17 protein-coding genes and 2 tRNA genes are annotated in these 25,360 nt (G+C 63.6%); 10 read left to right on the plus strand and 9 right to left on the minus strand.

What is annotated here, in order from left to right; translation table 11 throughout:
* Nucleotides 1-213: 213 nt before the first annotated feature.
* Complete coding sequence (locus IQ782_RS27580; RefSeq protein ID WP_277347911.1) at nt 214-1,011, plus strand: LA2681 family HEPN domain-containing protein; 798 nt, start codon at nt 214-216, stop codon at nt 1,009-1,011.
* Here the strand turns inward: IQ782_RS27580 and IQ782_RS27585 are convergent.
* The 4 genes from IQ782_RS27585 to IQ782_RS27600 all read right to left on the minus strand — a co-directional run bounded on the left by IQ782_RS27585 (nt 965) and on the right by IQ782_RS27600 (nt 6,081).
* Nucleotides 965-2,383: a pentapeptide repeat-containing protein gene (locus tag IQ782_RS27585; RefSeq protein ID WP_194137898.1), complete on the minus strand. Its 1,419-nt coding sequence runs from the start codon at nt 2,381-2,383 to the stop codon at nt 965-967. The two genes, IQ782_RS27580 and IQ782_RS27585, sit on opposite strands and share 47 nt — an antisense overlap.
* An 876-nt stretch (nt 2,384-3,259) precedes the next feature.
* Nucleotides 3,260-3,940 (minus strand): spermidine synthase, encoded by a 681-nt coding sequence (locus IQ782_RS27590; RefSeq protein ID WP_194137899.1) that lies wholly within the window; start codon nt 3,938-3,940, stop codon nt 3,260-3,262.
* A 193-nt stretch (nt 3,941-4,133) separates the two neighbouring features.
* A tRNA-Leu gene (locus IQ782_RS27595) sits at nt 4,134-4,220 on the minus strand.
* A gap of 160 nt (nt 4,221-4,380) precedes the next feature.
* Nucleotides 4,381-6,081, minus strand: a complete 1,701-nt coding sequence (locus IQ782_RS27600; protein ID WP_194137900.1) for a peptidoglycan-binding domain-containing protein — start codon at nt 6,079-6,081, stop codon at nt 4,381-4,383.
* Between the two features lie 149 nt (nt 6,082-6,230).
* On the opposite strand from IQ782_RS27600, the gene lipB reads away from it, so the two are divergent.
* Nucleotides 6,231-6,899 carry a lipoyl(octanoyl) transferase LipB gene (lipB, locus tag IQ782_RS27605; protein ID WP_194137901.1) on the plus strand — a complete coding sequence of 223 codons (669 nt, stop codon included), beginning with the start codon at nt 6,231-6,233 and terminating at the stop codon, nt 6,897-6,899.
* 1 nt (nt 6,900) lies between these two features.
* On the opposite strand, the gene IQ782_RS27610 is transcribed toward lipB, so the two are convergent.
* A complete protein-coding gene (locus tag IQ782_RS27610) occupies nt 6,901-7,800 on the minus strand; it encodes a LysR family transcriptional regulator (RefSeq protein WP_194137902.1) in 900 nt (299 codons plus the stop codon).
* Between the two features lie 140 nt (nt 7,801-7,940).
* Here IQ782_RS27610 and IQ782_RS27615 point away from each other — a divergent pair, with 140 nt between their 5' ends.
* The 4 genes from IQ782_RS27615 to selD all read left to right on the plus strand — a co-directional run bounded on the left by IQ782_RS27615 (nt 7,941) and on the right by selD (nt 15,175).
* Nucleotides 7,941-8,753, plus strand: a complete 813-nt coding sequence (locus IQ782_RS27615) for a VOC family protein (RefSeq protein WP_194137903.1) — start codon at nt 7,941-7,943, stop codon at nt 8,751-8,753.
* A 4-nt stretch (nt 8,754-8,757) separates the two neighbouring features.
* Nucleotides 8,758-9,738, plus strand: a complete 981-nt coding sequence (locus IQ782_RS27620; protein ID WP_194137904.1) for a glutathione S-transferase family protein — start codon at nt 8,758-8,760, stop codon at nt 9,736-9,738.
* 298 nt (nt 9,739-10,036) lie between these two features.
* On the plus strand, nt 10,037-12,829 hold the full coding sequence (locus IQ782_RS27625; RefSeq protein ID WP_194137905.1) for a bifunctional aconitate hydratase 2/2-methylisocitrate dehydratase: 2,793 nt from the start codon (nt 10,037-10,039) through the stop codon (nt 12,827-12,829).
* A 186-nt stretch (nt 12,830-13,015) separates the two neighbouring features.
* Complete coding sequence (gene selD / locus IQ782_RS27630; protein ID WP_194137906.1) at nt 13,016-15,175, plus strand: selenide, water dikinase SelD; 2,160 nt, start codon at nt 13,016-13,018, stop codon at nt 15,173-15,175.
* On the opposite strand, the gene mnmH is transcribed toward selD, so the two are convergent.
* On the minus strand, nt 15,157-16,203 hold the full coding sequence (gene mnmH / locus IQ782_RS27635) for a tRNA 2-selenouridine(34) synthase MnmH (RefSeq protein WP_240989632.1): 1,047 nt from the start codon (nt 16,201-16,203) through the stop codon (nt 15,157-15,159). The two genes, selD and mnmH, sit on opposite strands and share 19 nt — an antisense overlap.
* Nucleotides 16,204-16,363: 160 nt before the next feature.
* Here mnmH and IQ782_RS27640 point away from each other — a divergent pair.
* Nucleotides 16,364-16,438, plus strand: a tRNA-Phe gene (locus IQ782_RS27640).
* Between the two features lie 1,212 nt (nt 16,439-17,650).
* Nucleotides 17,651-18,226 (plus strand): helix-turn-helix domain-containing protein, encoded by a 576-nt coding sequence (locus tag IQ782_RS27645; protein WP_240989633.1) that lies wholly within the window; start codon nt 17,651-17,653, stop codon nt 18,224-18,226.
* A 634-nt stretch (nt 18,227-18,860) separates the two neighbouring features.
* Here IQ782_RS27645 and IQ782_RS27650 read toward each other — a convergent pair.
* Nucleotides 18,861-22,583, minus strand: a complete 3,723-nt coding sequence (locus IQ782_RS27650; protein ID WP_194137908.1) for a PD40 domain-containing protein — start codon at nt 22,581-22,583, stop codon at nt 18,861-18,863.
* 70 nt (nt 22,584-22,653) lie between these two features.
* On the opposite strand from IQ782_RS27650, the gene IQ782_RS27655 reads away from it, so the two are divergent.
* A complete protein-coding gene (locus IQ782_RS27655; protein WP_194137909.1) occupies nt 22,654-23,493 on the plus strand; it encodes a tyrosine-type recombinase/integrase in 840 nt (279 codons plus the stop codon).
* Nucleotides 23,494-23,496: 3 nt separating this feature from the next.
* On the opposite strand, the gene IQ782_RS27660 is transcribed toward IQ782_RS27655, so the two are convergent.
* Nucleotides 23,497-24,512, minus strand: a protein-coding gene (locus IQ782_RS27660) for an integrase core domain-containing protein (protein WP_194137910.1) whose coding sequence is annotated in 2 segments — nt 23,497-24,248 and nt 24,248-24,512 — 1,017 coding nt in all. The coding sequence is not laid out codon by codon here.
* Between the two features lie 126 nt (nt 24,513-24,638).
* On the opposite strand from IQ782_RS27660, the gene IQ782_RS30065 reads away from it, so the two are divergent.
* On the plus strand, nt 24,639-24,809 hold the full coding sequence (locus IQ782_RS30065) for a hypothetical protein (protein ID WP_240989634.1): 171 nt from the start codon (nt 24,639-24,641) through the stop codon (nt 24,807-24,809).
* Between the two features lie 29 nt (nt 24,810-24,838).
* Here the strand turns inward: IQ782_RS30065 and IQ782_RS27670 are convergent.
* Nucleotides 24,839-25,360, minus strand: a 522-nt coding sequence (locus tag IQ782_RS27670) for a hypothetical protein (RefSeq protein WP_240989635.1), incomplete at its 5' end; no start/stop codon positions are given.

Here is a 25,360-nt window from a genome sequence, read left to right on the forward strand (position 1 = left end):
GCCCGCCGTGGCATCCTGATCAGACCCGGACCTCTCCGAAGGTCGACGCTCCTACACCACGCGCGGGGGCACTATCCTGAGATCCGGTCCGCTGTTGATGTCGACGCGGTTATTTCCGAGACTGAAATGGACGGTTGGCCTTTGGGGGAAGGGCACTCGAAAGCCTACCGTCTTCGGATGCTTAACCGGCGCCTCTTTCTCAACCCATTGACAATGCTAGGACCATATTCAATAGCGGCCAGCGATCCGCTCCACCTACCTAGTCACACATTCACTGGCGGAATTGTTCCGCCGCTGCTGGGTTGGTACAATCAAATGAAGCAGGAGTTCGTCAGCGCACGCCTGCTCTATCATCAGGCGATGGAGGCAGCGCCGCTCGACGATCGCCCTCAGCACTTCGCCGACGATGAGGTACGTCTCTATGACACACTCGACTACCCTGCGTTCTCAATTGGCGCGGAAAGGCTGCGGCTCGCGTTCCGTACGGCTTATGGACTGCTCGACAAGATCGCGGGATTTTTGAACTTATATTTCGAACTCGGAAATGACCCGAACCGTGTCGATCTTCGCGGCATTTGGTACGCCAACCCCAGGAAGCGGCGCTCTCTGCATCCGAAAATCGCGGACCGTCAGAACCTAGCACTTCGCGGCCTCTACTGGCTATCGTTCGATATCCTCGGTGAGGCGAGGGAAGCTGCTGACGATCCGAATGACGCCCTCGCTCCTGAAGCCGCGCACCTAAACACTCTGCGCAACGCGCTCGAGCATCGCTGCCTCGTGCTGACGATAGAGACATTCGGCGCACGTAACGACGACGGGATTGAACGCGAGGAGATTACTGCGTTTCAGCACAATACTGAGCGGATTCTGGAACTCGTCCACGAGGCACTTATGTTACTTTCGCTCGCGATGCACGAAGAGGAGATGCGGAAACTGCGACATCGAGGGCCAGACGCCTTGATCCTTAAAGCGACTCTTCCTGTTTACCGGCGCGCCTGGGATGATCTCTGACCACGACACCACTCAGGTCGCCGTTGAGAGTTGCCCCAGTTACGTCGCTATTGATCAAAAAGGCACGATTTACCTCTCTATTGTCTTTGTTGGGAGGAAACTTAAGGCACGCACCCCTTAGATTGGAGCCAACGAAGTGCGTGTGTGATGTCTTGCAGTTTCGAAAGTCCGCGCCCTCCAATGTGGCGTATGATATATCCGCAATGGAGAGGTTTGAGAGTGAAAAATTTGCTTCGACTGCACTTACTCCCGTCATCTCGCAATACACGAAATTTGCGCCACCGAAATTGGTGCCATTGCAGTAAGCCGCCTGCATCTGACTGCGGAAAAAGCTTGCCTTCTCGAAGTTCAAGTACTGTAGATTTGCATGCCTCAAGTTTGTTCGAGATAGGTCAATGCGATAGCCGGCTCCGTCGTGAGTAAAGTAGGCTCTCTCAACTTGCACTTGCTGTGGAGTCCGGCGGCCGATTACCGAAAGCGCGAGCTGTACATCGGCCCGCAACGTAGTTTCATTAGAAATCCATCCCCATCCAATATCCACCTTTTTTTCAATATCGTTCTGGTTGCACCCCTGAGGAAAATCGAAGCCAGGCGCTTCGGCCGCAGGCGAATTTTCTCTGACGTAGGCACACAAAATCTCCATCACCCGGACATGATCGCGACCCTTGTCGTGAAGCGTCGAATCTTGCGCGATCCTTTCAAGGGAGATAATCCCCCCTATTCTAACCTCAATATTTGGCTTACTTTCGGTAAAAACTTGCCATTCGCCAAAATGGCCTATTTCATCGCTGCCCTTCAGCGGAACTTCATCACCTTGCCACTGAATTACTGTCTTTTCGGTCGGCCATATGGAGATTTTGTATAGAGTGCCCTCCCAGACCTCATCGGTTTCACTATTGTAGTGTTGACCCCACTCACTACCGGTCATCCTTGATCGAGGCTCTGCCAGGTACTTATCTTTGAGTTCTTTGGCGCATAAGGTTGTCTTTGGCGTGCCGGTCCAAATCAGAACTGGCCTGCCAATTCTATTGACCGCCTTCTCGGAGCCCAATTGCTGCACGGCCGATGTAACTCGGTCGGTGATATGCCCTTCCTTCTGATAGCGGAGCGTTTGATGTTTCAGCACGGTCCCCCAGATCACGAAGGGTGCACCTAGGAGTGCTGCAACGAGTGCGCCAGCACCAAGGTTCGCCACGCTCTCGCCAAACAGAATGCGATATACAATCGCAAAGGCGGTCACATATGCCCCAGCGATCAACAGCGCGACGAACACCGCGAACGCTGGCCCCAATGATCTCGCAACCTGCCAGTCGGGCGCGGACCGGATGCCCAACCAATCGAACAAGTCCGGTGTCGGCTTTCTGTCGCCCATCTCTACCTAGTCTCCTGTTATTGCCGACCATCCTTGACTGGGCCGGTGTGCGCTGGCAAGAGCGGCACCGTTGACCAAATGTCGAACACGTTCCTTTGGTTGGCTCTCGCTCTTTACACGATGCGTCTCGCAAGACGGTCGGAGGCCACCTTCCTTTAGTTGCTTGCCCTCCCGCAGGGTCCGCCCCTGTTACAAATGCTGTGAAAACTACGGGGGCTCAGAAATCCCTACCACTGGGCGTCCAGAGACTAAGATAGGGTCCACGCTTGTTCCCTCTTGCTACCGTATACGCTTCGCCATGTTGCTGACGCTCAGACCGGCAGGTAGATCATCGCGCGTGGTGCTTTTTCCAAAGAATGCGAGCCGCATCACTGGGCTGTAGAATGCGCTCCAAGTACTCGGTTTCGGAAGTGGTTTAGAATGTGGTATGAACTCAAATATCTAGAATTATATTACCATATTTCAGCGTGTTAATGACTTTATATCGCGGACTTCGTCTCCGCCATATCCCTCTGGATTTACTGATTGAAGTCGGCAATTGGCTCGCACAATTCGCGAGATGCTGCATTCACACCTTCGCCTCTTCGATGACAGTTGTGGGGAAAGCTTGCTGCGCAGCTGCGGTTTCGATTGCCCCCCTGCCCACATAGCCGCCTCGACCAGCGTCACAGTTGAACGTTTGCCGGTTTTCGCCATCAGCGGCTCTGCAAGGTTGCGGCGTCGCGCGCCCGAGCTCTCTCGGGACAAGCGATCCGCAATCGCCCGATTGCAAACAACGTCTCGGATACCATGGACAGCGGGCAGCACTCCACAGGACAACTTGCCCCGCAGCGACGATGACAGCCGCCATCTCACCGCGGTCCGCCGCTGCGGAACCTACGCGCCCGCGCGCCGCGCGATCCAGACCGTGTGGCGGGAGCCGCGTTTGGTCCGACCGGCCCTGACCATATGCGCATGCGCCTCGAAACCTCCGCGCGACAGCCTGCGGCTAAACGCGTCATCCGGATGCGCCGACCAGACGGCCAGCACGCCCCCTTTGGTCAGGGCGCGTCGGGCCGCACTCAACCCGGCTTCGCTATAAAGACTGTCGTTTCCCGACCGCGTGAGCCCGTCCGGGCCATTGTCGACGTCCAGCAGGATCGCATCGAAGGCGCCCTCCGCCGCGCGGATTTCCGCGCCGACGTCGCCCAGCCTGATCTCGACTCGAGGGTCAGCTAGGCAGTCCTTGAACACGGACGCCATCTCTCGCCGCGCCCACTCCGCGAGCTCCGGCACGATTTCAGAGACGATCAGCCGCGCCGCCGAAGGCGCGACCGACTGGGCCGCGCGCAGGGTGAAACCCATGCCCAGCCCGCCGATCAACACCGAGGGCGCAGATCGGCCCCCTAGCTTTTCAAAAGCCAGGGTTGCCAGAGCCTCCTCCGAGCCCCCCAGCCTGCTGTTCATCAGCTCGTTGCCATCGCTGAGACGGATTGAATATTCCTCGCCGCGCCGGAAGAGCCGAAGCGTATCACCCTCAGGGGCGGCGGCAGTCGCAAGAAGCTCCCAGGGAAGCATGTGCATCTCCTGTTTCAGGTACGGATCATGCCCGGCCTAGCCCAAGCGGACGGGAAGAGAAAGCGATGAGCACCGCATTGGCGCATCGACAGCACAGGAGTCAGAGCACACACCGGACCGAAGGGAGTTCCACCCCCAAAAACGCCAAAAATCCCCGAAGGGATTTGGCTTTTTCAATCTCTGGAGAGAGAAATGGTGCGGTCGAGAAGACTCGAACTTCCACGGGAGTTACCCCACAGCGACCTCAACGCTGCGCGTCTACCAATTCCGCCACGACCGCACTGTCTTGACTTGGTGAAGCGGTCTCTACCGAAGGCCGCAGGGGATGTGAAGAGGAAAATCGACCCTTTCCGCGAAAAACTTGCACGACCTTACGGCAACTTCGAAATGGGCTTGTTGCCCCGCGGCTGGCCCGGCAGCGCGGGGCCGACTGCGGGGCGTCACTCGCTGATCTTGAAGCTTGGAATCTGCGCGCCAGCGCGGGTTACGGCCGGCGCCTGCGCCGACTGCGGCGCATCGCCTCCGAGCCATGTCGTGGCCTTGCGCAGCAATTGGGCCCGTTCCGGCAGGCCCGGCGCGAAGACCGGCGCAGCGCCAGCCTCAAGCGCGTCGAGCGCCCCGGCATACCAGCCAAGCGACAGGTCAGGACGCCGCGCCGCGCCGATCCCCTGGCTCAAGTGGTGGCCCAGCAGTTCGCCGTAGGGTGCCTGCCCCAGCGCCACCAGCAGCAGGGCCGAGCCAATGGCTGAATCGAGATCATCTGCCTTGTAACCTGACGCGAGGCAAATCTGCGCCGTCTTCTGAAGCTGCGCGGGTGCCATGCCGGAGCCGAGGATGAAGGTCTGCACCTCGGACAGAACCTCGACCGGCGGCTTGAGCGAAACGGCCGCCACCTGAGCGTGCAGCAGCGCGCCGAGGCCGCCGCATTGGTCATCGATCTGCGCCGCCGTGGCGCCGGGAACCTTGGCAATCAGCATTTCGCCCTGCGCGATGGCGTAGCTGCGTGTCAGGCAGAGCTGCTCGGCCAGCGCCGAGTCGGCATCCGTCATCGACGCTTCGGTTACATGGCCGCCGTTGGCGGTGGTCATCAGGCACAGCGTATTGCAGTGCGATTGCAGCGACAGCGCGACAGGAACCTCTCCGAAGAAATTTGGCAGCACGGGCACCCCGGCCCCGGCGACCCCCTGCACGACCGGCTGCGCGCTTGGCACAGGTGCGCCGGCAAAGGCGAGCTGGCCCTGCGGTGCCGGCGGCTGGGATTGAACTTGCGGGCTCGGGACCCGCGCCATCTGCGTTTGAGCGGCCACCGCCTTCGAGCAGGAGCCGCGCTGACAGGTGAACATCGCCGGCGTCACGTTGAACGCCTGGAAGTCATTCCGCTCATACCCGTCCGGGGTCGAAGCAAAGACCCGCACCGCGCAGCTTTGCGCGTTGCACCAGAACGCCGAGCCGGTCACCGAGGTATCAAGGATATAGTCGGTCTGGCCGTCGCCGTTGATATCTGAAAGCTGAATGAACCCCGAGCGCTGCACCAGTTGCTCGGCCGAAGGGTCCGAGCTCCTGGCGATCTCGTTCACCGCCTCGGCAACCACCGACGGAAGCCCGTAATGTCCGGCGATCGAGTCGGAGGCCTGCGTGCCCGAGCCGTTCATCTGCTCGTCGCGGAAGGCAATCAGCAGTCCGCGCACACCCTGCGGGTTCTGGGCGATCAACCGCGCCGTGGCCGGGCCACCTGCCTGCGCGCGGTGGTAGGAACCGATGAGGAAGTCGCGCTCGTAGTCCGTCAATTGTCCGGTCGCCGCGTACCCCATATGCGCCTGATAGGATGCGATAGCCGCCCGCGACTGGCTGCCGAGGATGCCGTCAGGCGTGCCGGCATTGAAACCAAAATAGTTGAGGGCCGATTGCGACATGCGGCTCATCTCGCGGGTGACGGACGAGACATCGGCGCTGCTTCTCGTCCCGCCCTGCCGCGGCGCCGTGGACTTGCGGGATACAACCTGCCGTTTGGGCTGGTTCGCGATGGCACTGCCGATGATGCCGCCGACCAGCCCGCCGACAAACGCATTGTCCGCCGCAGCCGCCGTCGGTGCCACCAAGAGACCTATGCACAAGACGCCCAGAATTGAGTTCAGTTTCATTTTGAACGTCCTCCAATCACCGCCTGAAATCGCAAGCCCCGACTCCAAAATTGAAGCCTCAAAATCGCCAAGGAACTCTTAATGGCCGCAGGCGGCACAGCCCTCCAGCCGTGTTGACCTGTGAAGGCTTAGGCCCTAATCGCTCGAACATGGTTGAATGGATCACGACAGACGGGCTGACCGGCTACGACGAGGCGGTCGCCTTCATGGAAACGCGCGCAGCGGCGATCGCCGCGGGCGAGGCGGAAGAACTGATCTGGCTGGTCGAGCATCCGCCTCTCTATACCGCAGGCACCTCCGCCAAGATCGAGGACCTGCGCGATCCGCAGCGTTTCCCGGTTCATGACACCAAGCGAGGCGGGCAATACACCTATCACGGCCCCGGCCAGCGGGTGGTCTATGTCATGCTCGATGTGGCCCGGCGCGGACGCGACGTGCGCCGCTTCGTGCAGCAGCTCGAATCCTGGGTGATCGCGGCGCTCGCCGAGTTCAACGTCACCGGCCACATCCGCGACGGCCGCGTTGGCGTCTGGGTCGAGCGGCCCGACAAGCCGCTCCTGGCCGACGGGCGCGTCACCGAGGACAAGATCGCCGCCATCGGCATCCGCCTGCGCAAATGGGTCAGCTTCCACGGCATCTCGATCAACGTCGAACCGGAACTCGGGCATTTCGACGGGATCGTGCCCTGCGGCATCACTGAATACGGCGTGACCTCGCTGGTCGACCTCGGCCTGCCGGTGTCGATGGATGATCTCGACGTCGCCCTGCGCCGCAGCTTCGATGTGACTTTCGGCGAGCTGCCGGACCCCGAGGCCTGATCTAACCCGCCAGCAGGCGGGCCTTCACGTCCTCGGCCGCGAACTCGACCAGCGCGCGCACCTTGCGCGGCAGCATGGCACCCTCGAGGTAGACCGCATTGAGATCATGCCGCGGTTTTTCCACCCCGGCCATCACCTCGACCAGCCTGCCTGCCTCGAGATCGCCCGTCACCACGAATTCCGGGCAATAGGCGATCCCCTGCCCTGCCGCGGCAAGGTCGCGCGCCACCCGCGCACTGTTGACCAGCATGCGGCTGCGCACAGGCACCTCGCGCACGGCATCCTCCGGCCCGAACCGCCAGCGCTGCGCGCTGCGCTGGTTGGTGTCGTGGATGCAGGCATGTCCGGCCAACGCTTCGGGGGTCTCGGGCGCGCCGTGTCTGGAGATGTAGGCCGGCGAGGCGACGAGTTTCATGCCGAACCGGCCCAGACGCCGGGCCTTGAGCGTGTTGTCGGTCAGCCGCCCGATACGGAAGGCAAGGTCGATGCCTTCGAGGGCGAGGTCCGTATAGGCATCCGAAAGGCGCAGTTCCACCGTCAGGTCCGGGTGTGGCGCGGCGAAGCGGTTCAAAAGGTCCGCAGCGTAGATCTCGCCAAAGGTCACCGGGGCCGCCACGCGCAACACACCGGAAAAACCCCGCGACTCGTCCTCGACCGTGCCGAGAAAATCGTCGAGTTCCTCTATCCAGGCCGGGGCGCGGGCCAGCAGTTTCTCGCCCGCCGGTGTCAGCCCCACGCGCCGCGTGGTGCGCTGCAGCAGCCGCGTGCCGAGCCGCGCCTCGAGTTCGGCAACGTATTTCGAGGTCAGCCGGTTCGACACCCCCATGCGCTCGGCCGCCGCGGTGAAGGAGCCGGTCTGCGCGGTGGCGACGAAGGCGCGGATCTGGTCAACGATGTCCATGGCACATTCCGAACACTGTATGGATAGTGTTCCAACATAATCGCCATTTCTTTCCGAAATGCCAGACCGCATATTTCCCTCAACGGCAGCCGGACTGCCTCAGCCTTTCCCGCATCGCGGGACACAAAAGGAGAGAAACCATGGCAACCAGCGACGCGCCTCTCGACATTGGTCAGGTGAGCCTGACGGTGAACGACATGACCAAGGTCGGCGATTTTTACCAAGCCGCCCTCGGGCTCGAGAAACTGTCTGACGACGGCACCGAGGCCCGCTTCGGCGCTCACGGCCGCAGTCTGATCGCACTGCGCCTGGACAAGGCCGCGCCGCGCCACAGCCCGCGCGCGGCGGGGCTCTTCCACACGGCCTTCCTGCTGCCGTCGCGTGCCGATCTCGGCGCCTGGCTGCATCACGCCGCCGAGACCCGCATCCCGCTTCACGGCGCTTCGGACCACCTCGTGAGCGAAGCGCTCTACCTTGCCGACCCCGAGGGCAACGGCATCGAGATTTACATCGACCGCCCGCGCGATCAGTGGAGACACAAGGGCGGCGAGATCGAGATGGCCACCAACCACCTCGACCTTCAGAACGTCGCGGACAGCGCCGCGGACCTGTGGCGGGGCGCGCCTGCGGGCACCGTGGTGGGGCACGTCCACCTGCAAGTGGGGCAGCTCGACCCGGCCGAGGCGTTCTATTCGGGCACCTTGGGGATGGCGGTGACCAACCACTATCCTGGCGCCACCTTCTACGGTTCGGACGGCTATCACCATCACCTCGCCTCGAACATCTGGAACAGCCGCGGCGCGGGATCGAAGAAAGGCCCGACGACAGGGCTGACCGAGATCGAGCTGCGCGGCACCGCGCAGGAAATCGAGGCCATCCGCAGCCGCGTCCCCGCCGAGACCCCCCTGGTCGATCCGTGGGGCACCACCTTCACCCTGAGCCGGAAGGACTGAGACCATGTTGATCGACGGAAAATGGACCGCCAACTGGCAGCCGGTGCAGAAGGCCGACGAGAAAGGCCGCTTCGTGCGGCAGGACTCGAGCTTCCGAAACTGGATCACCGCTGACGGCAGCGCCGGCCCTACCGGGACCGGCGGCTTCAAGGCCGAGGCAGGGCGCTACCGGCTCTACGTCGCGCTGATCTGCCCCTGGGCCTCGCGCACGCTGATCGCCCGCAAGCTGAAGGGGCTGGAAGAGATTGTCCCGGTCACCGTGGTCAACCCCAGGCTCGACGATCAGGGCTGGAGTTTCGGCGGCTTCCCCGGTGCCGACGCAGACCCGCTCTACGGCGCACTGCACCTGCACGAGCTTTACACCCGCGCCGACCCGCATGTGTCGGGCCGCGCGACCGTGCCTGTGCTCTGGGACGAAAAACTTGGCGTCATGGTAAACAACGAAAGCGCGGACATCGTGCGGATGTTCGACACCGCGTTCGAAGGCATCGCGCCCTCGGAAATCCGCCTCGCTCCCGAGGATCTCGTGGCGGAGATCGACAGCGAGAGCGCGCGCATCTATCGGCGCTACAACAATGGCGTCTACAAGGCCGGATTCGCCAGCTCGCAGGAAGCCTACGACGAAGCGGTGACCGAGCTTTTCGACGAGATGGCGCGTATCGAGGACCGCCTGTCGGACGGCCGCCCCTTCTACTTCGGCGACCGGATGACCGAGACCGACATCCGCATCTTCGTCACCTCAATCCGTTTCGACGCGGCTTATCACGGCCTCTTCAAGTGCAATATCAAGCGCCTGGAAGATCACCCGAACCTTCAGGCCCACATGTTGCGCCTGCTGAACACCGGGGGCATCGCCGAGACGGTAGACCTCGAGCACATCAAGGCGGGCTACTACGGCATCAAGGCGCTCAATCCGCTGCGCATCGTGCCTGCCGGCCCCGCGGCTCTGTCCGCGGAAATAGCGAAGGCCAAATCAGCGTTTTGAACCTGCCCGCGGACAGCCCGTTTGGCGCGGCGCGGGGTTCGCCCCCGCGCCCTTGGTCCCGGCAGGAATTCGCCACTTCTCAAACTGCCCGATCTGCCTGCAACAAGCTGCTTCGCTGACCTCGGATCGGCGTTACCGCAGCTTGGAATGCCCGCCTGTGGCAAGATGACCCGTCATGCGTATTGAAAACCGCCGAGAGATTGTATACTGCCGCATACAGCTCGCTTGACCCGGCTCGCCAGATATTTCTGAGTTTCGGTACTCAAGCGGAAACGGACACCAAAACGGCGGGTCAAACATGAGCTTGTACACTGAATACCTGGAAGAGATTGCCACGCGCAAGGCGCAGGGGCTGAACCCCAAGCCCATCGAAGACGGCGCGCTCGTCGAGGAACTCATCACCCAGATCAAGGACACCGACAGCGTCCACCGCGCTGACGCCCTCAAGTTCTTCATCTACAATACCTTGCCGGGCACCACCAGCGCCGCGGGCGCCAAGGCGGGCTTCCTGAAGGAGATCATCCTCGGCACCGCAACCGTTGCGGAGATCACCCCGACCTTCGCCTTCGAGCTGCTGTCGCACATGAAGGGCGGCCCCTCGATCGCCGTGCTGCTCGACCTCGCCCTGGGCGATGACGCCGAGATCGCACGCCAGGCAGCCGAAGTCTTGAAGACTCAGGTCTTCCTCTACGAGGCCGACATGGGCCGCCTCGAGTCGGCCTACAAGGCAGGCAATGCGGTGGCGACCGACCTGCTCGAAAGCTATGCCAAGGCGGAGTTCTTCACCAAGCTTCCCGAGATCGACGACGAGATCAAGATCGTCACCTATATCGCCGCCGAAGGCGACATCTCGACCGACCTTCTGTCGCCGGGCAACCAGGCGCACTCGCGCTCGGACCGCGAACTGCACGGCAAGTGCATGATCAGCGAAAAAGCCCAGAAGGAAATCGAGGCGCTGAAGCTCCAGCACCCCGGCAAGCGCGTGATGCTGATCGCCGAAAAGGGTACGATGGGCGTGGGCTCCTCGCGGATGTCCGGCGTCAACAACGTCGCGCTCTGGACCGGCAAGCAGGCCAGCCCCTACGTGCCCTTCGTCAACATCGCACCGGTTGTGGCGGGCACCAACGGCATTTCGCCGATCTTCCAGACCACCGTGGGCGTGACCGGCGGCATCGGCCTCGACCTGAAGAACTGGGTCAAGAAGCTCGATGAAAACGGCAAGCCGATCCTCAACAACGAGGGCAACCCGGTGCTCGACCAGAAGTATTCGGTCGAGAGCGGCACCGTGATGACGATCAACACCAAGACCAAGAAGCTGTGCAACGAAGCCGGCGACGAGGAACTGGCAGACGTCGCTTCGGCATTCAGCCCGCAGAAAGTCGAGTTCATGAAGGCCGGCGGCTCCTACGCCATCGTCTTCGGCAAGAAGCTCCAGAGCTTCGCGGCCGAAACGCTGGGCGTCGAGCCGACCCCCGTCTTCGCCACGAACAAGGAAGTCAGCCACGAAGGCCAGGGCCTGACCGCCGTCGAGAAGATCTTCAACCGCAACGCCCGCGGCACCACGCCTGGCAAGACGCTGCACGCCGGGTCGGACGTGCGCGTGAATGTCAACATCGTCGGCAGCCAGGACACCACTGGCCTGATGACCTGCCAGGAACTCGAGGCGATGGCCGCCACGGTGATCTCGCCGTCGGTCGACGGGGCCTATCAGTCCGGCTGTCACACCGCCTCGGTCTGGGACAAGAAGGCGCAGGCCAACATCCCCAAGCTGATGTCCTTCATGAACAACTTCGGCCTGATCACCGGCCGCGACCCGAAGGGCGCCTACCACGCGATGACCGACGTCATCCACAAGGTGCTGAACGACATCACCGTGGATGACTGGGATATCATCATCGGCGGCGACAGCCACACCCGCATGTCCAAGGGCGTCGCCTTCGGTGCCGACTCCGGCACCGTGGCACTGGCGCTGGCGACCGGCGAGGCGACGATGCCGATCCCTGAATCGGTTAAGGTGACCTTCAAGGGCAAGATGGCCGACCACATGGACTTCCGCGACGTGGTGCACGCCACCCAGGCGCAGATGCTCCAGCAGCACGGCGACAACGTCTTCCAGGGCCGCGTCATCGAAGTGCACATCGGCACCCTGCTGGCCGACCAGGCCTTCACCTTCACCGACTGGACCGCAGAGATGAAGGCCAAGGCCTCGATCTGCATTTCCAACGATGAAACGCTGATCGGCTCGCTCGAACTCGCGAAACACCGCATCCAGGTGATGATCGACAAGGGCATGGAGAACACGGCCGGCACGCTGCAGGGCCTGATCGACAAGGCGGACAAACGCATCGCGGAGATCCGCTCGGGCGAGAAACCCGCGCTGACGCCCGACGACAACGCCAAGTACTTCGCCGAGGTCGAGGTCGACCTCGACCAGATCGTCGAGCCGATGATCGCCGACCCTGATGTCAACAACGCCGATCCGTCGCGCCGCTACACCCACGACACCATCCGCCCGGTCTCGTACTACGCCGGCGAGAAGAAGGTGGACCTCGGCTTCGTTGGTTCCTGCATGGTGCACAAGGGCGACATGAAGATCGTCGCGCAGATGCTGAAGAACATCGAGCAGTCCCAGGGCAAGGTCGAGTTCAAGGCACCGCTCGTGGTGGCCGCGCCGACCTACAACATCATCGACGAACTGAAGGCCGAGGGCGACTGGGAGATCCTGCAGAAGTACTCGGGCTTCGAGTTCGACGATCTCTTCCCGAAGACCCAGAACCGCACCGAGTACGAGAACATCCTCTATCTCGAGCGTCCGGGCTGCAACCTCTGCATGGGCAACCAGGAAAAGGCCGCCAAGGGCGACACCGTCCTGGCCACCTCGACCCGCCTCTTCCAGGGCCGCGTCGTGGAGGACAGCACCGAGAAGAAGGGCGAGTCGCTGCTTGCCTCGACCCCGGTCGTCGTGCTTTCGGCCATCCTCGGCCGGACGCCCAACATCGAGGAGTACAAGGCCGCGGTGGAAGGCATCGACCTGACCAAGTTCGCGCCGCCGCTCGCTGCGCCGGCAACTTCGCGCTCGGCCCACTTCTGATCCGCGACGCGCGGCGTTGATCCTGTCCCTGGCGGCACCCAGCCGCCAGGGACTTCCGCGGGCCGGGAACCGAGACCTCCTCGGGTCCCGGCCCGTTGCGTTTCTGGGCCCGCGCCTTGGTGCGAGAAGCGCTCCACCTCCCCGCGCGTCCCGTGCTACATCCGCTCCGACAAGCCGGAGACCCCCATGCGCGCGCCCAACCTGCCCCTCACCCGCGATCTCGTCCTCATCGGAGGAGGCCATGCGCATGCCCTGCTGCTGCGCATGTGGGGGATGAACCCTCTGCCCGGCGCGCGGGTGACGGTGATCAACCCCGGCCCCACCGCCCCCTATTCCGGCATGCTGCCCGGCTTCGTCGCCGGGCACTACGCGCGCGCCGAGCTCGACATCGACCTGGTGAAGCTGGCGCGTTTCGCCGGGGCGCGGGTGGTCCTCGGCGCAGTGACCGGGATCGACCGGGCCGCGCGGCAGGTGCATGTGACAGGCCGCGCGCCCATCGGATTCGACGTGGCATCCGTGAACATCGGCGTGACCTCCGCCATGCCCGACCTGCCGGGCTTTGCCGAACATGCCCTGCCCGCCAAGCCCCTCGGTGCGCTTGCCTCGGGCTGGGCGGCCTACCGCGACAAGGGCGGCCCGGCGTCGGCGGCGGTGATCGGCGGCGGCGTGGCGGGGGCAGAGCTGGCCTGCGCCATGGCGCATGCGCTGGCCGCCCGCAACCGCCCGGCGCAGGTCCATCTGGTCGAACGCGGCACGGCGCTCACCGCGCTGCGCCCGAAGGCCCGCAACAAGCTGCACGCCGCGCTCGCGGCGCAGGGCGTGACGCTCCTCGAGAACGCAGAGATCCTTGAGGTCACCGCCCGCGGGCTGACCCTCGCCGATGGCCGCCAAATCACCGCCGAATTCATCATCGGCGCCGCCGGCGCGCGCGCGCAGGGCTGGCTTCGGGACAGCGGACTGGAGCTCGAAGATGGCTTCATCAGGGTCTCGCCGAGCCTGCAAAGCTCGGATCCAGCGATCTTCGCCACCGGCGATTGCGCCCATCTGAGTGCCAGCCCCCGGCCCAAGGCCGGGGTCTTTGCCGTGCGCCAGGCGCCGATCCTGCTGCACAATCTCCGCGCCATGCTTTCGGGCCGCGAAGATCTGCGCACCTACCGACCCCAGCGCGATTACCTCAAGCTGATCTCGTTGGGGGGCAAGTCGGCCTTGGCAGACAAGGCGGGCCTCGCGCTCTCCGGACCGCTGATGTGGCGCTGGAAGGACCACATCGACCGCAGCTTCATGCGCAAGTTCCAGGAGCTGCCGCAAATGAGCCCGCCGGTGCTGCCTCGGCATCATGCGGCGGGCATGGAAGAGGCGCTCGGAACCACGCCCATGTGCGGCGGCTGCGGCGCCAAGGTCGGGCGCGACGCGCTTGCATCGGCGCTCTCGACCCTGCCCGCGCCGGTCCGCCCCGATGTCACCGCCCTGCCGGGCGACGATGCGGCGCTGCTGCTCACCGGGGGCGCAAAACAGGTCATGACCGTCGATCATCTGCGCGCCTTCGTCGAGGATCCCGAGGTCATGGCGCGCATCACCTGCATCCACGCGCTTGGCGACGTCTGGGCGATGGCGGCTGCGCCGCAGGCGGCCGTCGCCAGTCTGACCTTGCCGCGCATGTCGGAGCCGCTGGCCGAACGCACACTGACCGAATGCCTGGGCGCAATCACCGAAATCCTGCGGGCCGAGGGCGCCGAACTGGTCGGCGGCCATTCGGCGATGGGAGACGAGCTGAGCATCGGGCTGACGATCACCGGCCTTTGCGAGGCCGCCGCGATCACGTTGGGCGGCGCAAGACCTGGCGACACGCTGATCCTGACCAAGCCGATCGGCACCGGCGTGATCATGGCGGCCGAGATGGCGGGCGCGGCGCAGGGCGCGTGGGTCGCCGCCGCACTGAAGCATATGACGACGCCGCAGGGCGCCGCCGCGCGGCTTCTGCGGCATGCCCACGCGATGACCGACGTCACCGGGTTCGGACTCGCCGGGCATGTGCTGAACATCTGCACCGCGTCAGGCGTGGGCGCGCGGCTGGAGATCGAGAAGGTGCCGCTGCTGCCCGGTGCCGAGGCGCTGTCCGCCGCGGGCCATGCATCGACGCTCTATCCCAAGAATCGCGCTGCCCTGCCCTTCCAGCCCATGGGCCCGAGGCCGGACCTCATGTTCGATCCGCAGACCGCAGGCGGTCTTCTGGCCGCTGTGCCCGGCGACACAGGCAAGACGCTGGCAGATCTGCGTGCCGCGGGGTTCCCTGCCGTGGCGATCGGCAAGATCACCGAGAAGCGCGGTCAGATCGAGATGGTCTGAAGCGTTTCGGCCATGCGATCGGCCAGCACATCCAGCGCCGCCGCGTCGAGGGCCGGGGTCTCGAAGCGCTCGATCATCTTCGGCGACATCGCCCGCATCGACTTGGCATAGGCCAGATCATAGTGATCTGCCGCCAGCGAGGCGCAGAGCTCGAGCCGCTGCCCAGCATCGATCAGCGCCTCCCAGCGCTCCACCAGCTCGTGGCCGCGGTGATAGCGCAGCGGCGAGAGCTTGTCCTTCAACGCCGGGCCGTCCGAGAGGATGTCGTCATAGGCCTCATCAAGGTAGCGCGCCCGCGCTTCGAGCGGCGCGCCGACCTCGACCCAGGGCGCGACCTTCATCGCGTCCCAGATGGCGGGTGGAATCAGCAGCTGGCCGATCTTGCTGCTCTCGGCCTCGACCAGCACCGGACGGGACGGATCGAGTGCATCGAGCGCCTGCACCAGTTCGGTCTCGAACCGCTTCTGGCTGGGCTGCCCGCCCGGCATGTCGCCGAGCAGCGAGCCGCGGTGCCGCGCCAGCCCTTCCAGGTCGATGACCTGCACGCCGCGCGCCGCGAGCCGCGGCAGCAGCGCGGTCTTGGCAGTGCCCGTATGCCCGCCGAGCTGGATGAGCTTGAACGGCAGCGGCGAATCGTAAAGCGCGGCGGTGACGAGGCGCCGGTAGGTGCGATAGCCGCCCTCCACCGCCTCGGCCCGCCAGCCGATCTGCTGCAGCATCCAGGCAAAGGAGCCCGAGCGCTGCCCGCCCCGCCAACAATAGACCAGCGGCTTCCATCCGCCCTCGTGGTGCGCCAGAGGGCCCTCGATATGCGCCGCGGCATTGCGGAACACCAGCGCGGCCCCGAGTTTGCGCGCAAGGAAGGGCGATTGCTGCTTGTAAATGGTTCCGACCCGCGCCCGCTCTTCATTGTCGAGCACCGGAAGGTTGATCGCGCCGGGGACATGATCCTCGGCGAACTCGGCCGGGCTGCGCACGTCGATGACGGTGTCGCAGCCGTGTCGGAGGAAGTCGGAAAGCTGGGTCATCTTGCGTGGCATGATGCAGTTGGTAGCGCGCCGCGCGGGCTGAAGAAAGCGTCATCTCGGGCGACGCGAGGGCATCCGAATTTTTTCGACAAAAGCCTCTGGACACTCCCGGATTGCTCGACTAAACCCCGCCTCACCCGAAGGCGATGCCTTCTCCCGTGCCCGGGTAGCTCAGGGGTAGAGCAGTGGATTGAAAATCCTCGTGTCGGTGGTTCGATTCCGCCCCCGGGCACCACTTCTTCCAGAGAAGACAGTGATGACAGCGCCTTAGGTCGCATGTGTGCTGTCGTGCGCCCCTCCCGATCAGTCGGCTGCGCTTCAAAGCGCGCAATTCCGCGCTCACGCAATGATGCGTGCTTTTCCACAGCCCGGATGCAATGATGCGCGAGAGGCTCGGCACAGGGCGAACTTGAAAGCCCCGCAAGACAACGCCAGCGCGACGCCTAACGCTTTCGCCAATTTAGGAAAGCGCACCAACGGCATGCGAAACCCGAAGTCGAAGGCTCACCGCCGCAGAGCGCCAAGAGGAATTCCGGTGCGTATGCAAGCTCCACACCTTTCGGGCATTACCACCGTGCACATGAGCCGCGACAGCCTCCTAGTGGCAGACCCTATCGTCGGATGACCCAGGTGGAATACCACGCAACGGTGGTGGCTCACTGCTGACCCAACTTCGGAAGCCTGAATTCGTTGCGAAGGGTCGGGCGTGCCGACGTGGACACAGCGGCTCAATCGAGAGGCCATGCTGGGCGACGGCGTAAAAAATGGCGACCTCGACGGCTGCTCCACAGCGGCTTTCACATCTAACGCGGATTCTTTACCCCAAACCGGTTGTTTGAGGACACCGCAGCGAACTTCCGCTCTCCGCCCTCCCTCCCTTGTGACTTCGCAGGCGCAGCGCAAATCGCGCACTTGGAGCGAGCGGCCGAAAGGTCGGCGGACTGGTCAAGCAGAACGCGCTTAGAGAAGGTCCGCTTCACCTGAACCCGAGGATTTGCTCGAAGGTCACGTTTCGGCTGCGCCCGGACGCACGCAGGAGCGAGTCGTCTGTCCGCCTAGGGCTGGGCGCGGTCGGACGATACGCGGCTAGAAAACTCGTACCGCAATGTCAAAGAAGGCGCGGCCCACGTGAAGCAATTGCGGAAGGAGGCATGCAAGACCAGCCGCCGCAGAAGCCGTCCGCAGAGGCGCCTTGGCACGCGAGAGCGTGCAAGGATGCCGCGCCAAGCTTGATGGTTACAATCCTCCGATCTACTGCCGTGTCGCTGCTGCAGAGCCGAGACCGCCTGCCGAAACTCCAAGGGTTCTGAATTATTCGCCTGTCGACGCCCGGTATGCCCCCAATTGGGCACTCCACTTCACCTAGGACTTCTTGCTCGCCACGACGTACGGACCCAAGCCCGCTGACTATCACTAAGTTGACCTCAACAAGACGACGAGGGTCGACATGACCGAAACCACCACCGCCCGCCTCATCGCCGACGCCATCGACGGCTGCGGCAAGACGCAGCGCCAGATCGCCGACGAGATGGGCTACGAGCGCCCGAACGTCATTTCGATGATGAGGATCGGCGAGATGCGCATCCCGATCGAGCGCATTCCCGCCTTTGCTAAGGCGACTGGCATCGCCGTGGAGCTTCTCACGCGGACCGCCATGGCCGAATATATGCCCGAAGCCTGGAAGGCGTTGGCGGTTGCAACGCCGCAAGAAGTTCAGCTGAACGTCCCTGCCCCCTCCGCTGTCGTCGAGCGCTTCAAGAGAAGCTGCCAAACCGAGCGCCGGAGCTACGGCGACATGCTCGAAATCTTGCTCGACATTTGTTTGGGACGGGAAGATCGAGCGCATGGTCTAGCGCGTCCAGCGCGAGCAGTAGGAGGGAGCGCGACAGCGTCGCGGTCCATGCCTTCAGATGCCGCAAAAGATGCACGAACTGCAACCTCCAGCCAGCGTGAAAGGTTGCAGCGATCGGAGCTTTACCGAAGTGCCCCGGCAAGGAAGACTCCTTGCCGGGGCTGCTGCTAGCGCTGGAAAATCGATGATATGAAATGTTTGCCGTCACCGTCAGCACCGGGAGAATTCCGGCGATCTGTTCTGATGGGTCCTCCGGCCGAGACGCCCACTCACGGACATCGATCAGGGTGTTCCCACTAAGCGTGTTTGTCGAGCCATGTCGCACACTCACTATGGATCGCGTTCTATCCTTTTGGATAGCACCCCATTCACGGACCACAGTCACGGTAGAGCTCGCAGACGCGAAAGCGCGCATAGAGCGACTTCATGTAGGAGCTGCTCGGCGCTCGCCGCACGAAGGCCGTGGAGGCGACACGCCCTAAGACGCTCGGAGAAGCAGCGCGTTGCCGTCTGTTCGAGCAGGCGCGACACCGAGACTAGTGAATGTCGCGGCGTCAATTGCAATCCGGTCGCACTGAACGCAACGAGTACTCTGAGCCTCGCCGCTGCGGCAGCGGGACGAGCGCATAGATGCGATCATCCGGTTCGCGCGCCGCCGAAACCCAGAAGCGACAGCACGCAATACTCCGCTCTCAGAGCTCACAAGTTCGCGTCACGGCAAGACAACGCCCTTCGTCGTCTCCTATTCCACTGCGCATGCCGCTGGCCGGAAGCAGCGGCAAATTCGGAACTTTCACCCGAACGATTAAGAGCTGATCAGGTCGTCGAAATAGCCCACCTCATCGCCGTTGCTGACAAAGGTTACCTCCCCCGTCAGCACCACGCCGGCATTGAAGAACACCGCGTCGCCGTCGTTCCGCAGAAGCACGAGATCGCTGTCCTCCCACATGAGCAGATCAAGATCCCCATCGAGGTCATAGTCCGCCTGCGCCTGAACATTGCCCGAGATCGACGGGTCGAACGAAGAAAGTTCAAATGCGGCGCCGCCTAAAACCTCGACGATCTCGAAGACCCGAAGGCCCGGCGCATGCTCTGCCTCATCGCCCACGACCCCCGCGCTGATGACTTCAATGGCCGGATCATGATCGAACTGTCCGGCTTCGATTGTACCGATCAGCCCGTCGGAATCGCCCCGGAATGCGGGCTCCACCCCCGTCTGATGCCCTCCTGCCCCGTCGTTCATGTAGGTGACGATCGCCCGGTTCTCGCCGGTCACGATGTAGATGATATCATTGTCGCCATCGCCGTCGAGATCGAGCACCTGGCCATCTCCGATTCCACCCTCCCCCGAGGCGCCGAAGCCGGTCACCTGCAGACCGCCGGACCCGTCGTTGACAAACGCGTTGAGCCCGTACCAGTCGCTTCCGGTGAAGACGGCCGCATCCAGAGCGGCGTTGTCATCGAGGTCGGCGAACATGGCATCACTCCGCTGCTCACCCAGGTCGTATGGCGTCGCCGCCAGAGAAGCGAAATTCCCCGCCCCGTCGTTGTCGAAGATCATCACCTCCATGGCCGCGATGCTGTTCGCGATGAAATCGATGTCCCCATCGCCATCGACATCGCCTAGGTCGACCGGGTTCAGCAGCTCGTAGAGCGATGCCGTGCCGCTGATGTAGACCGGCGAGACATCCATGATCACCGGCGCCGTCGACACGCGCGGGGCGGCAAAATGCCCGGTTCCGTCGTTCTCGTATATGCTGGTGACAAGATCGAACTCGAAGTCGTCCACACCGGTGTCCGGTGGCAGATAGGGCGGCGCGACCAGAAGGTGCAGGAAGTCGTTGTCCCCATCACCGTCGAGATCGGTCGTGAGCAACGTGCCGTCGCCGCGCAGAATCCCGGCCGGCTGCACGGTGAAGCCGCCGGTGCCATCGTTGAGCGCGAGCATCACTTCGTCATCTCGCAGGAACCACAGGTCCGGGCTCGGCCCAGAGGCGGACGCAGAGGGGGTGAACTCCAGAAAGTCGGTCCGAACCGGCTCGCCCCCGCTAGGCGTGCCGACCAGCTCGATCCTGTCGCCGGGGGCCAGGTCGAGCCCTTTGATAACATGCTCCGCCGCGCCGGCCCCGGTGACGATGGCGTCGCCGGAGGTCCCGCTCCAAAGCCAGTCGTCGACCTGCACGCCGTTCACGAGGACGCGCATCCGGCTCACGCCATCGGTCTCGTCGAAATAGCCGACGGTCAGATCGTAGCGGTCCTCGGTGCCGGTGAAATGGAAAGCCGCCCGCTGGGTGCCGAGACCGCCGGCCTGCAGGTAGGACCCGCCCGAGGCCCAGGGGTTCGTGACCACCTCGAAGCCCTTCAGGATCTCGAGGGTCTCCGCCTCGACACGCAACGGGGCGCCTTCTGGCGGGGCCTCGCGGATGTCGAGGAAATCCACGCGGAGAGGCTCGCCGCCGTCCGCCGTCCCGACGAGGCTCAGCACGTCCCCCGGGGTCATTTCGATCTCGGGCAGCACATGGTGCATCAGCGCGTCCCCGGTCACGATCCGGCCCGCGGGGTCCGTATCCCAGACCCATTCGTCGAGCGTCTCGCCGTTCAGCTCTACCCGCAACCTGCTCGCGCCGTCGCTCTCGTCGAAATAGCCGATCGTCAGGCTGTAGGTGCCCTCGGCCCCGGAGAAGCTGCCCGTGGCCCTGGCCTCGCCGGTGCCGGTGGCCTGCAGGTAGGCCCCGTCCGAGGCCCAGACATTGCGCCATGGCTTGAAGCCGCCTTCGATGCTGAACGTCTCGGCTTCGGTCCGGCCGGGCGTGATCTCGGCGAAGCTATGGCCCGGCGCGCTGTACTCGACCACGTAGCCAAAGCGGGAGTTGGGGTTTGGCGGCACCCCGGCGTCGGCCCAGGTGCCGGTCGGATAGAGCGCATGGGCCAGCAGGTAGTCCTCGCCGCCCGCGTCGTTCGGCTCTTGCCCGCCCCAGTCGGCGTAACCGATTGCCCCGACGGTGCTGTTCCAGAACACCTGCCCCGCCTCGGGGCCGCCGGCCCAGCTCCAGACCCCCTCACTCGCCGCGTCGGACCCACCAACCCAGACGTTGGGCGGTGTCACCGAGAGCACGAAGGCGTTCTCCTCCTCCGAGGTGATCGTGGCCAGGTAGCCCGGCAGGCCGAGGTGACCACGGCTCTCGGCGTCGGCCCGGGCCTCGACCCAGGTCAGCGGCCCCTCGACAAATTCGTACCAATGGCCATTTCCGCCCTCGGCCTCGGTCCATTGCACCGGCCCGCCGAGTTGCTGCTCCTCGAAGCGGGCGATGAAGAGATCGCGCTCGCCGTTAGTGTCGTCCGGGACAAGGTTCGCCGCGTAGCTCGTGAACAGCACGCCCGACCCATCGGGCAAGAACTGCGGCCAGAAACTCTGCGCGTCGCCGATCTCGCCCGCGATATTGGCCGACAGCACGGTGAGCGCGCCCGAGACGAGGTCCTTCACGAAGACATCCTGCGCGCCGTTGTCATCGCGGACCGCGAGCCCGGCTGTATCGCTGTAGAAGGCGATCTTCGTGCCGTCCGGAGAGAACACCCCGCCATAGCTGTCCGCCACCCACTGGTTGCCTAGGCTGTCGGTGGAGACCAGCGTGATTTCTCCGCTCACGAGGTCCTTGATGAAGAGGTCCTGCGCCCCGTTGCCATCGCCGGTGACAAAATTCGTCGCGCGACTGGCGAACAGCAGCTTGCTGCCGTCTGGCGAAAAACTGCCTTCCGAGCTGTCGCCATTGCCCTCGGTCCCATCAGCCCCAACCGAAAGACGCAGCACCTCGCCGGTGGTCAGATCCTTTGTGAAGATGTCGCGCACGCCGTTGCCGTCATCTTCGATCAGGTTGTCCGCGAGGCTCGAGAAAGCGAAGCGCGATCCGTCCGGTGTGAAGCCGACCCCGACGCTGTAGTTGTTCGCCGCCTGGCCCGCGGCGCTGCTCGACAGCATGTGGATATCGCCGCTGGCAATGTCCTTGAGGAAGACCGCGTCGCCCACCAGGGTCAGGCCCGGAATGAGATTGGTGGCGTAGCTGGTAAAGGCGATCTGCGTCCCGTCGGGAGAGAAATGCGCATAGAAGCTGGAGTCATTCCCCGGCTCCCCGTCGGCGCTTGCAGAGATTACCTTGTCCTCGCCGGTGATCAGATCCTTGAAGACCACCGTCTCCTGCAGACCTGTAATTCCGCCGATCGTGACCGCGAAGGTCGACGTATAGGCCACGCGGGTGCCGTCGGCGGAGATCTCGGGCTCGTAACCTCCCGACTCGGGGTCCGCGATGTCCGGATCGAGCGTCAGCCTTTCGACCGCGCCGGTTGCCATGTCCTTGAGGTAGATGTCGCCGTAGGAATTCAGGTCTTCGGGGACGAACCGGGCGCCCGACTGCAGCAACAGCTTCGCGCCGTCCGCGCTGAAGACCCCGCGGATGCTCGCGCCCTCGCCCTGTTCACCGTCGCTGCCCACCGAAACCCGCTCCACCGATACGACCTTCAGTTGCGTCGCCATGACCCGGTCCTCCCTTGGTCTGCCTAACGTGCTTCAATCTCTGCGCGTTGTCCGCCTGTGGGACCATCGCATGAGACTACGCGCGCGCTCCGTCCGCGTTGACTGCGGTCAAGGCGCATTGTGGAAATACACCGTGGTCGCCGGCGGCCACGTCCCGCGCGGTCACGCGGCTCGGGTGCCACCACGTCGCGACCCATTCCCTCAGCGCCAGAGAAGGGCTTCTGGCGCACGCCAAGCGGCCAGGCGCAGCGCCGGGACGGCAATTGCAGCCCTATCGGACGGAACTCGCGACACCGCGGCGCGGCACGAACTAGCGCGGGCATACGTCGAGACGCGCGCCACCTCATCGAGACCGAGAAGCGAGAGCGCACAAGACTTCGCTCTCGGGGCTCACAAATTCGCGCTACACCGCGATCATCGCCACTCCGAGCGGGACGAGCGGATCATCCCGACGAAAGACGAGATCAAGCTGATCAACGACAATGCGCCGGCGTCGCATCGCGTCATGTTCATCACCGCCATCTTCACGGGCATGCGCATCTCGGAGCTGCGCGGTCCGACCTGGGACAACGTCGATCTCGATCGCGGCCTCGTACGAGTTCGTCAGCGCGCCGATGAGCATTGCGTGCTCGGCAAGCCGAAGAGCCGCGCTGGCTACCGCGACGTCCCGAAGGCACCCAGCGTGAAGGAAGCTCTCGAGCAGTGGCGGTTTCAGGTTCCCGAGACCACCCAGCGTCTCGTCTTCCCGAACGGCGCGAGCAAGATCCAGAACTACGCCAACATCTATAACCGCGTGTTCAAGCCGATGCTGGTCGCGAAAAGGATCGTCGACGACGCGGGCGACGCGAGGTTTGGGCGTCATGCGCTGCGTCATGCTGCTGCGCTGACCCCAGCGAGTGGTGCAGGTTAAATGCTAATGCATGGTCGGCCTTCGATCGATGAGGATGAAGACATCGGGCGCCGGCGCCCCATATCCTAGGGCACTATGCGGCCGGTCCATGTTGTAGTGTTTTCGCCATCTTTCTATGAGGATTTGCGCCTCTCTCAACGAGTAGAAGACCTCGCCATTCAGCAGCTCGTTCCGGAAGCGCGCATTGAAGCTCTCGCAGTAGCCGTTCTCCCAGGGTGACCCGGGCTCGATGTGGGCGGTCTTCGCCCCCACCAGCTCGATCCAGTCGCGGATCTTCGGCGCGATGAACTCCGGGCCGTTGTCGGACCGGATGAACCGAGGCGGGCCGCGCTGGATGAAGAGGTCCGTCAGGGCGTCCAGGACATCGGTGGAGTTCAACTGCCTGTCGACACGGATCATCAGCGCCTCGCGGGTATATTCATCGAGGGTGTTGAGCGTCCGGTACGCCCGGCCGTCATTGGTCCGGTCCTGCACGAAGTCGCAGGGCCGGACGGGGTTGGGGTGCTCGGGCTTCAGCCGCACGCAGGAGCTGTCGCCCAGCCAGAGCCGGCGGTAGCCGTAGCGTCCAAACTCCCGGGCCAGCTCGATGACGTCGGCGGTCAGCCGCGCCTCATCGTCCCGGCCCTGAGGCGGCTTGCGCTGCGTGGAGCGGTGCTGGCCGAGCACCCGGCAGGCCCGGCGCTCGGAGATGCCGAGTGTCTCGCACACATGCTCCACGCACTCCCGGCGGCGCGAAGGGCTTAGAAGTTTCCCCGTGCAGCCTCGGTCAGGATCATCTTCTCGAGCGTCAGGTCGGACACCGCCCGCCGCAGCCTCAGGTTCTCCTTCTCGAGGGCCTTCAGCCGCGGCAGTTGCGCCCGGTTCATCCCGCCATACTGCTTCCGCCAACGGTAGAAGCTGTGCTGCGATATCCTGATCTGGCGCACCGCATCGGCCATCGACAGGCCCTGGCCATGCAGCACCTCGACCTGGCGCAACTTGGTGACAATGTCTTCCGGCCTCTCTCGCTTTCCAGCCATTCTGTAGTCCTCCTGTTCGCCGAAATCCTATCGGATTTCAGGCTTCGTGGGTGGACCACTTCAAAGGGGCTGGCTCACTGGAACCCAAAGAAGATACAGACACTCCTTGGCCACGCCTCGATCAACATGACGATGGACATCTATGGCCATCTCTTCGAGAACGCCGAGGAAGACGTGTCGATGTTCCAAAAGCTCGAGACCGACCTGATGGCGGCTTTGCACAGCGTCGGAATTTCCATTTCACGCTGCGCCTTCACTGAACGCTCTCAAGGGAAGGCGGCGAGCTCGCCATGGTGACGCTGAACTTAGTCACCGCCATTTAGCTCTTAGTCTGGCTCTGCACTGGGCTCAACAAACACGACAGGCCCGAGGTTAGTGTTCAAGAACCGGTCGCGATGCATCAGGTCGCCATCAGCGATATAGAGATTTTCGATCAGATAGCTTTCTTCGCCACCCTCGCGATCAAGCTGAATCGCTCGCCCAGCTTCTATGTCGACGATTTCGATCGAAGGGTCATTTTTCGATATGCTCTCGAGAATGGCGAGGACATCGCTGGGCTCTTCCACCCGTTCGATCTGAAAGTAGCAGACACCTTCATAGCCCCCGACCACGACAACGGTGAGGGCTCCAGCAACTATCGTGAAAGGAGCCATGAGAACACTGGTGATTGCGGCACCGACACCCGCTGAGCCAGCGATGATCCCAGTGGTTCCAGCAGCTGACGCACCTGCCGCAGTCGAGCCAAGCATCGTGAGCCCGGACGTGGAATGAGATAGTGCCCCCGCGCGTGGTGTAGGAGCGTCGACCTTCGGAGAGGTCCGGGTCTGATCAGGATGCCACGGCGGGCA

It is taken from the genome of Salipiger mangrovisoli (genome assembly GCF_015223355.1).
Lineage (GTDB): Bacteria > Pseudomonadota > Alphaproteobacteria > Rhodobacterales > Rhodobacteraceae > Salipiger > Salipiger mangrovisoli.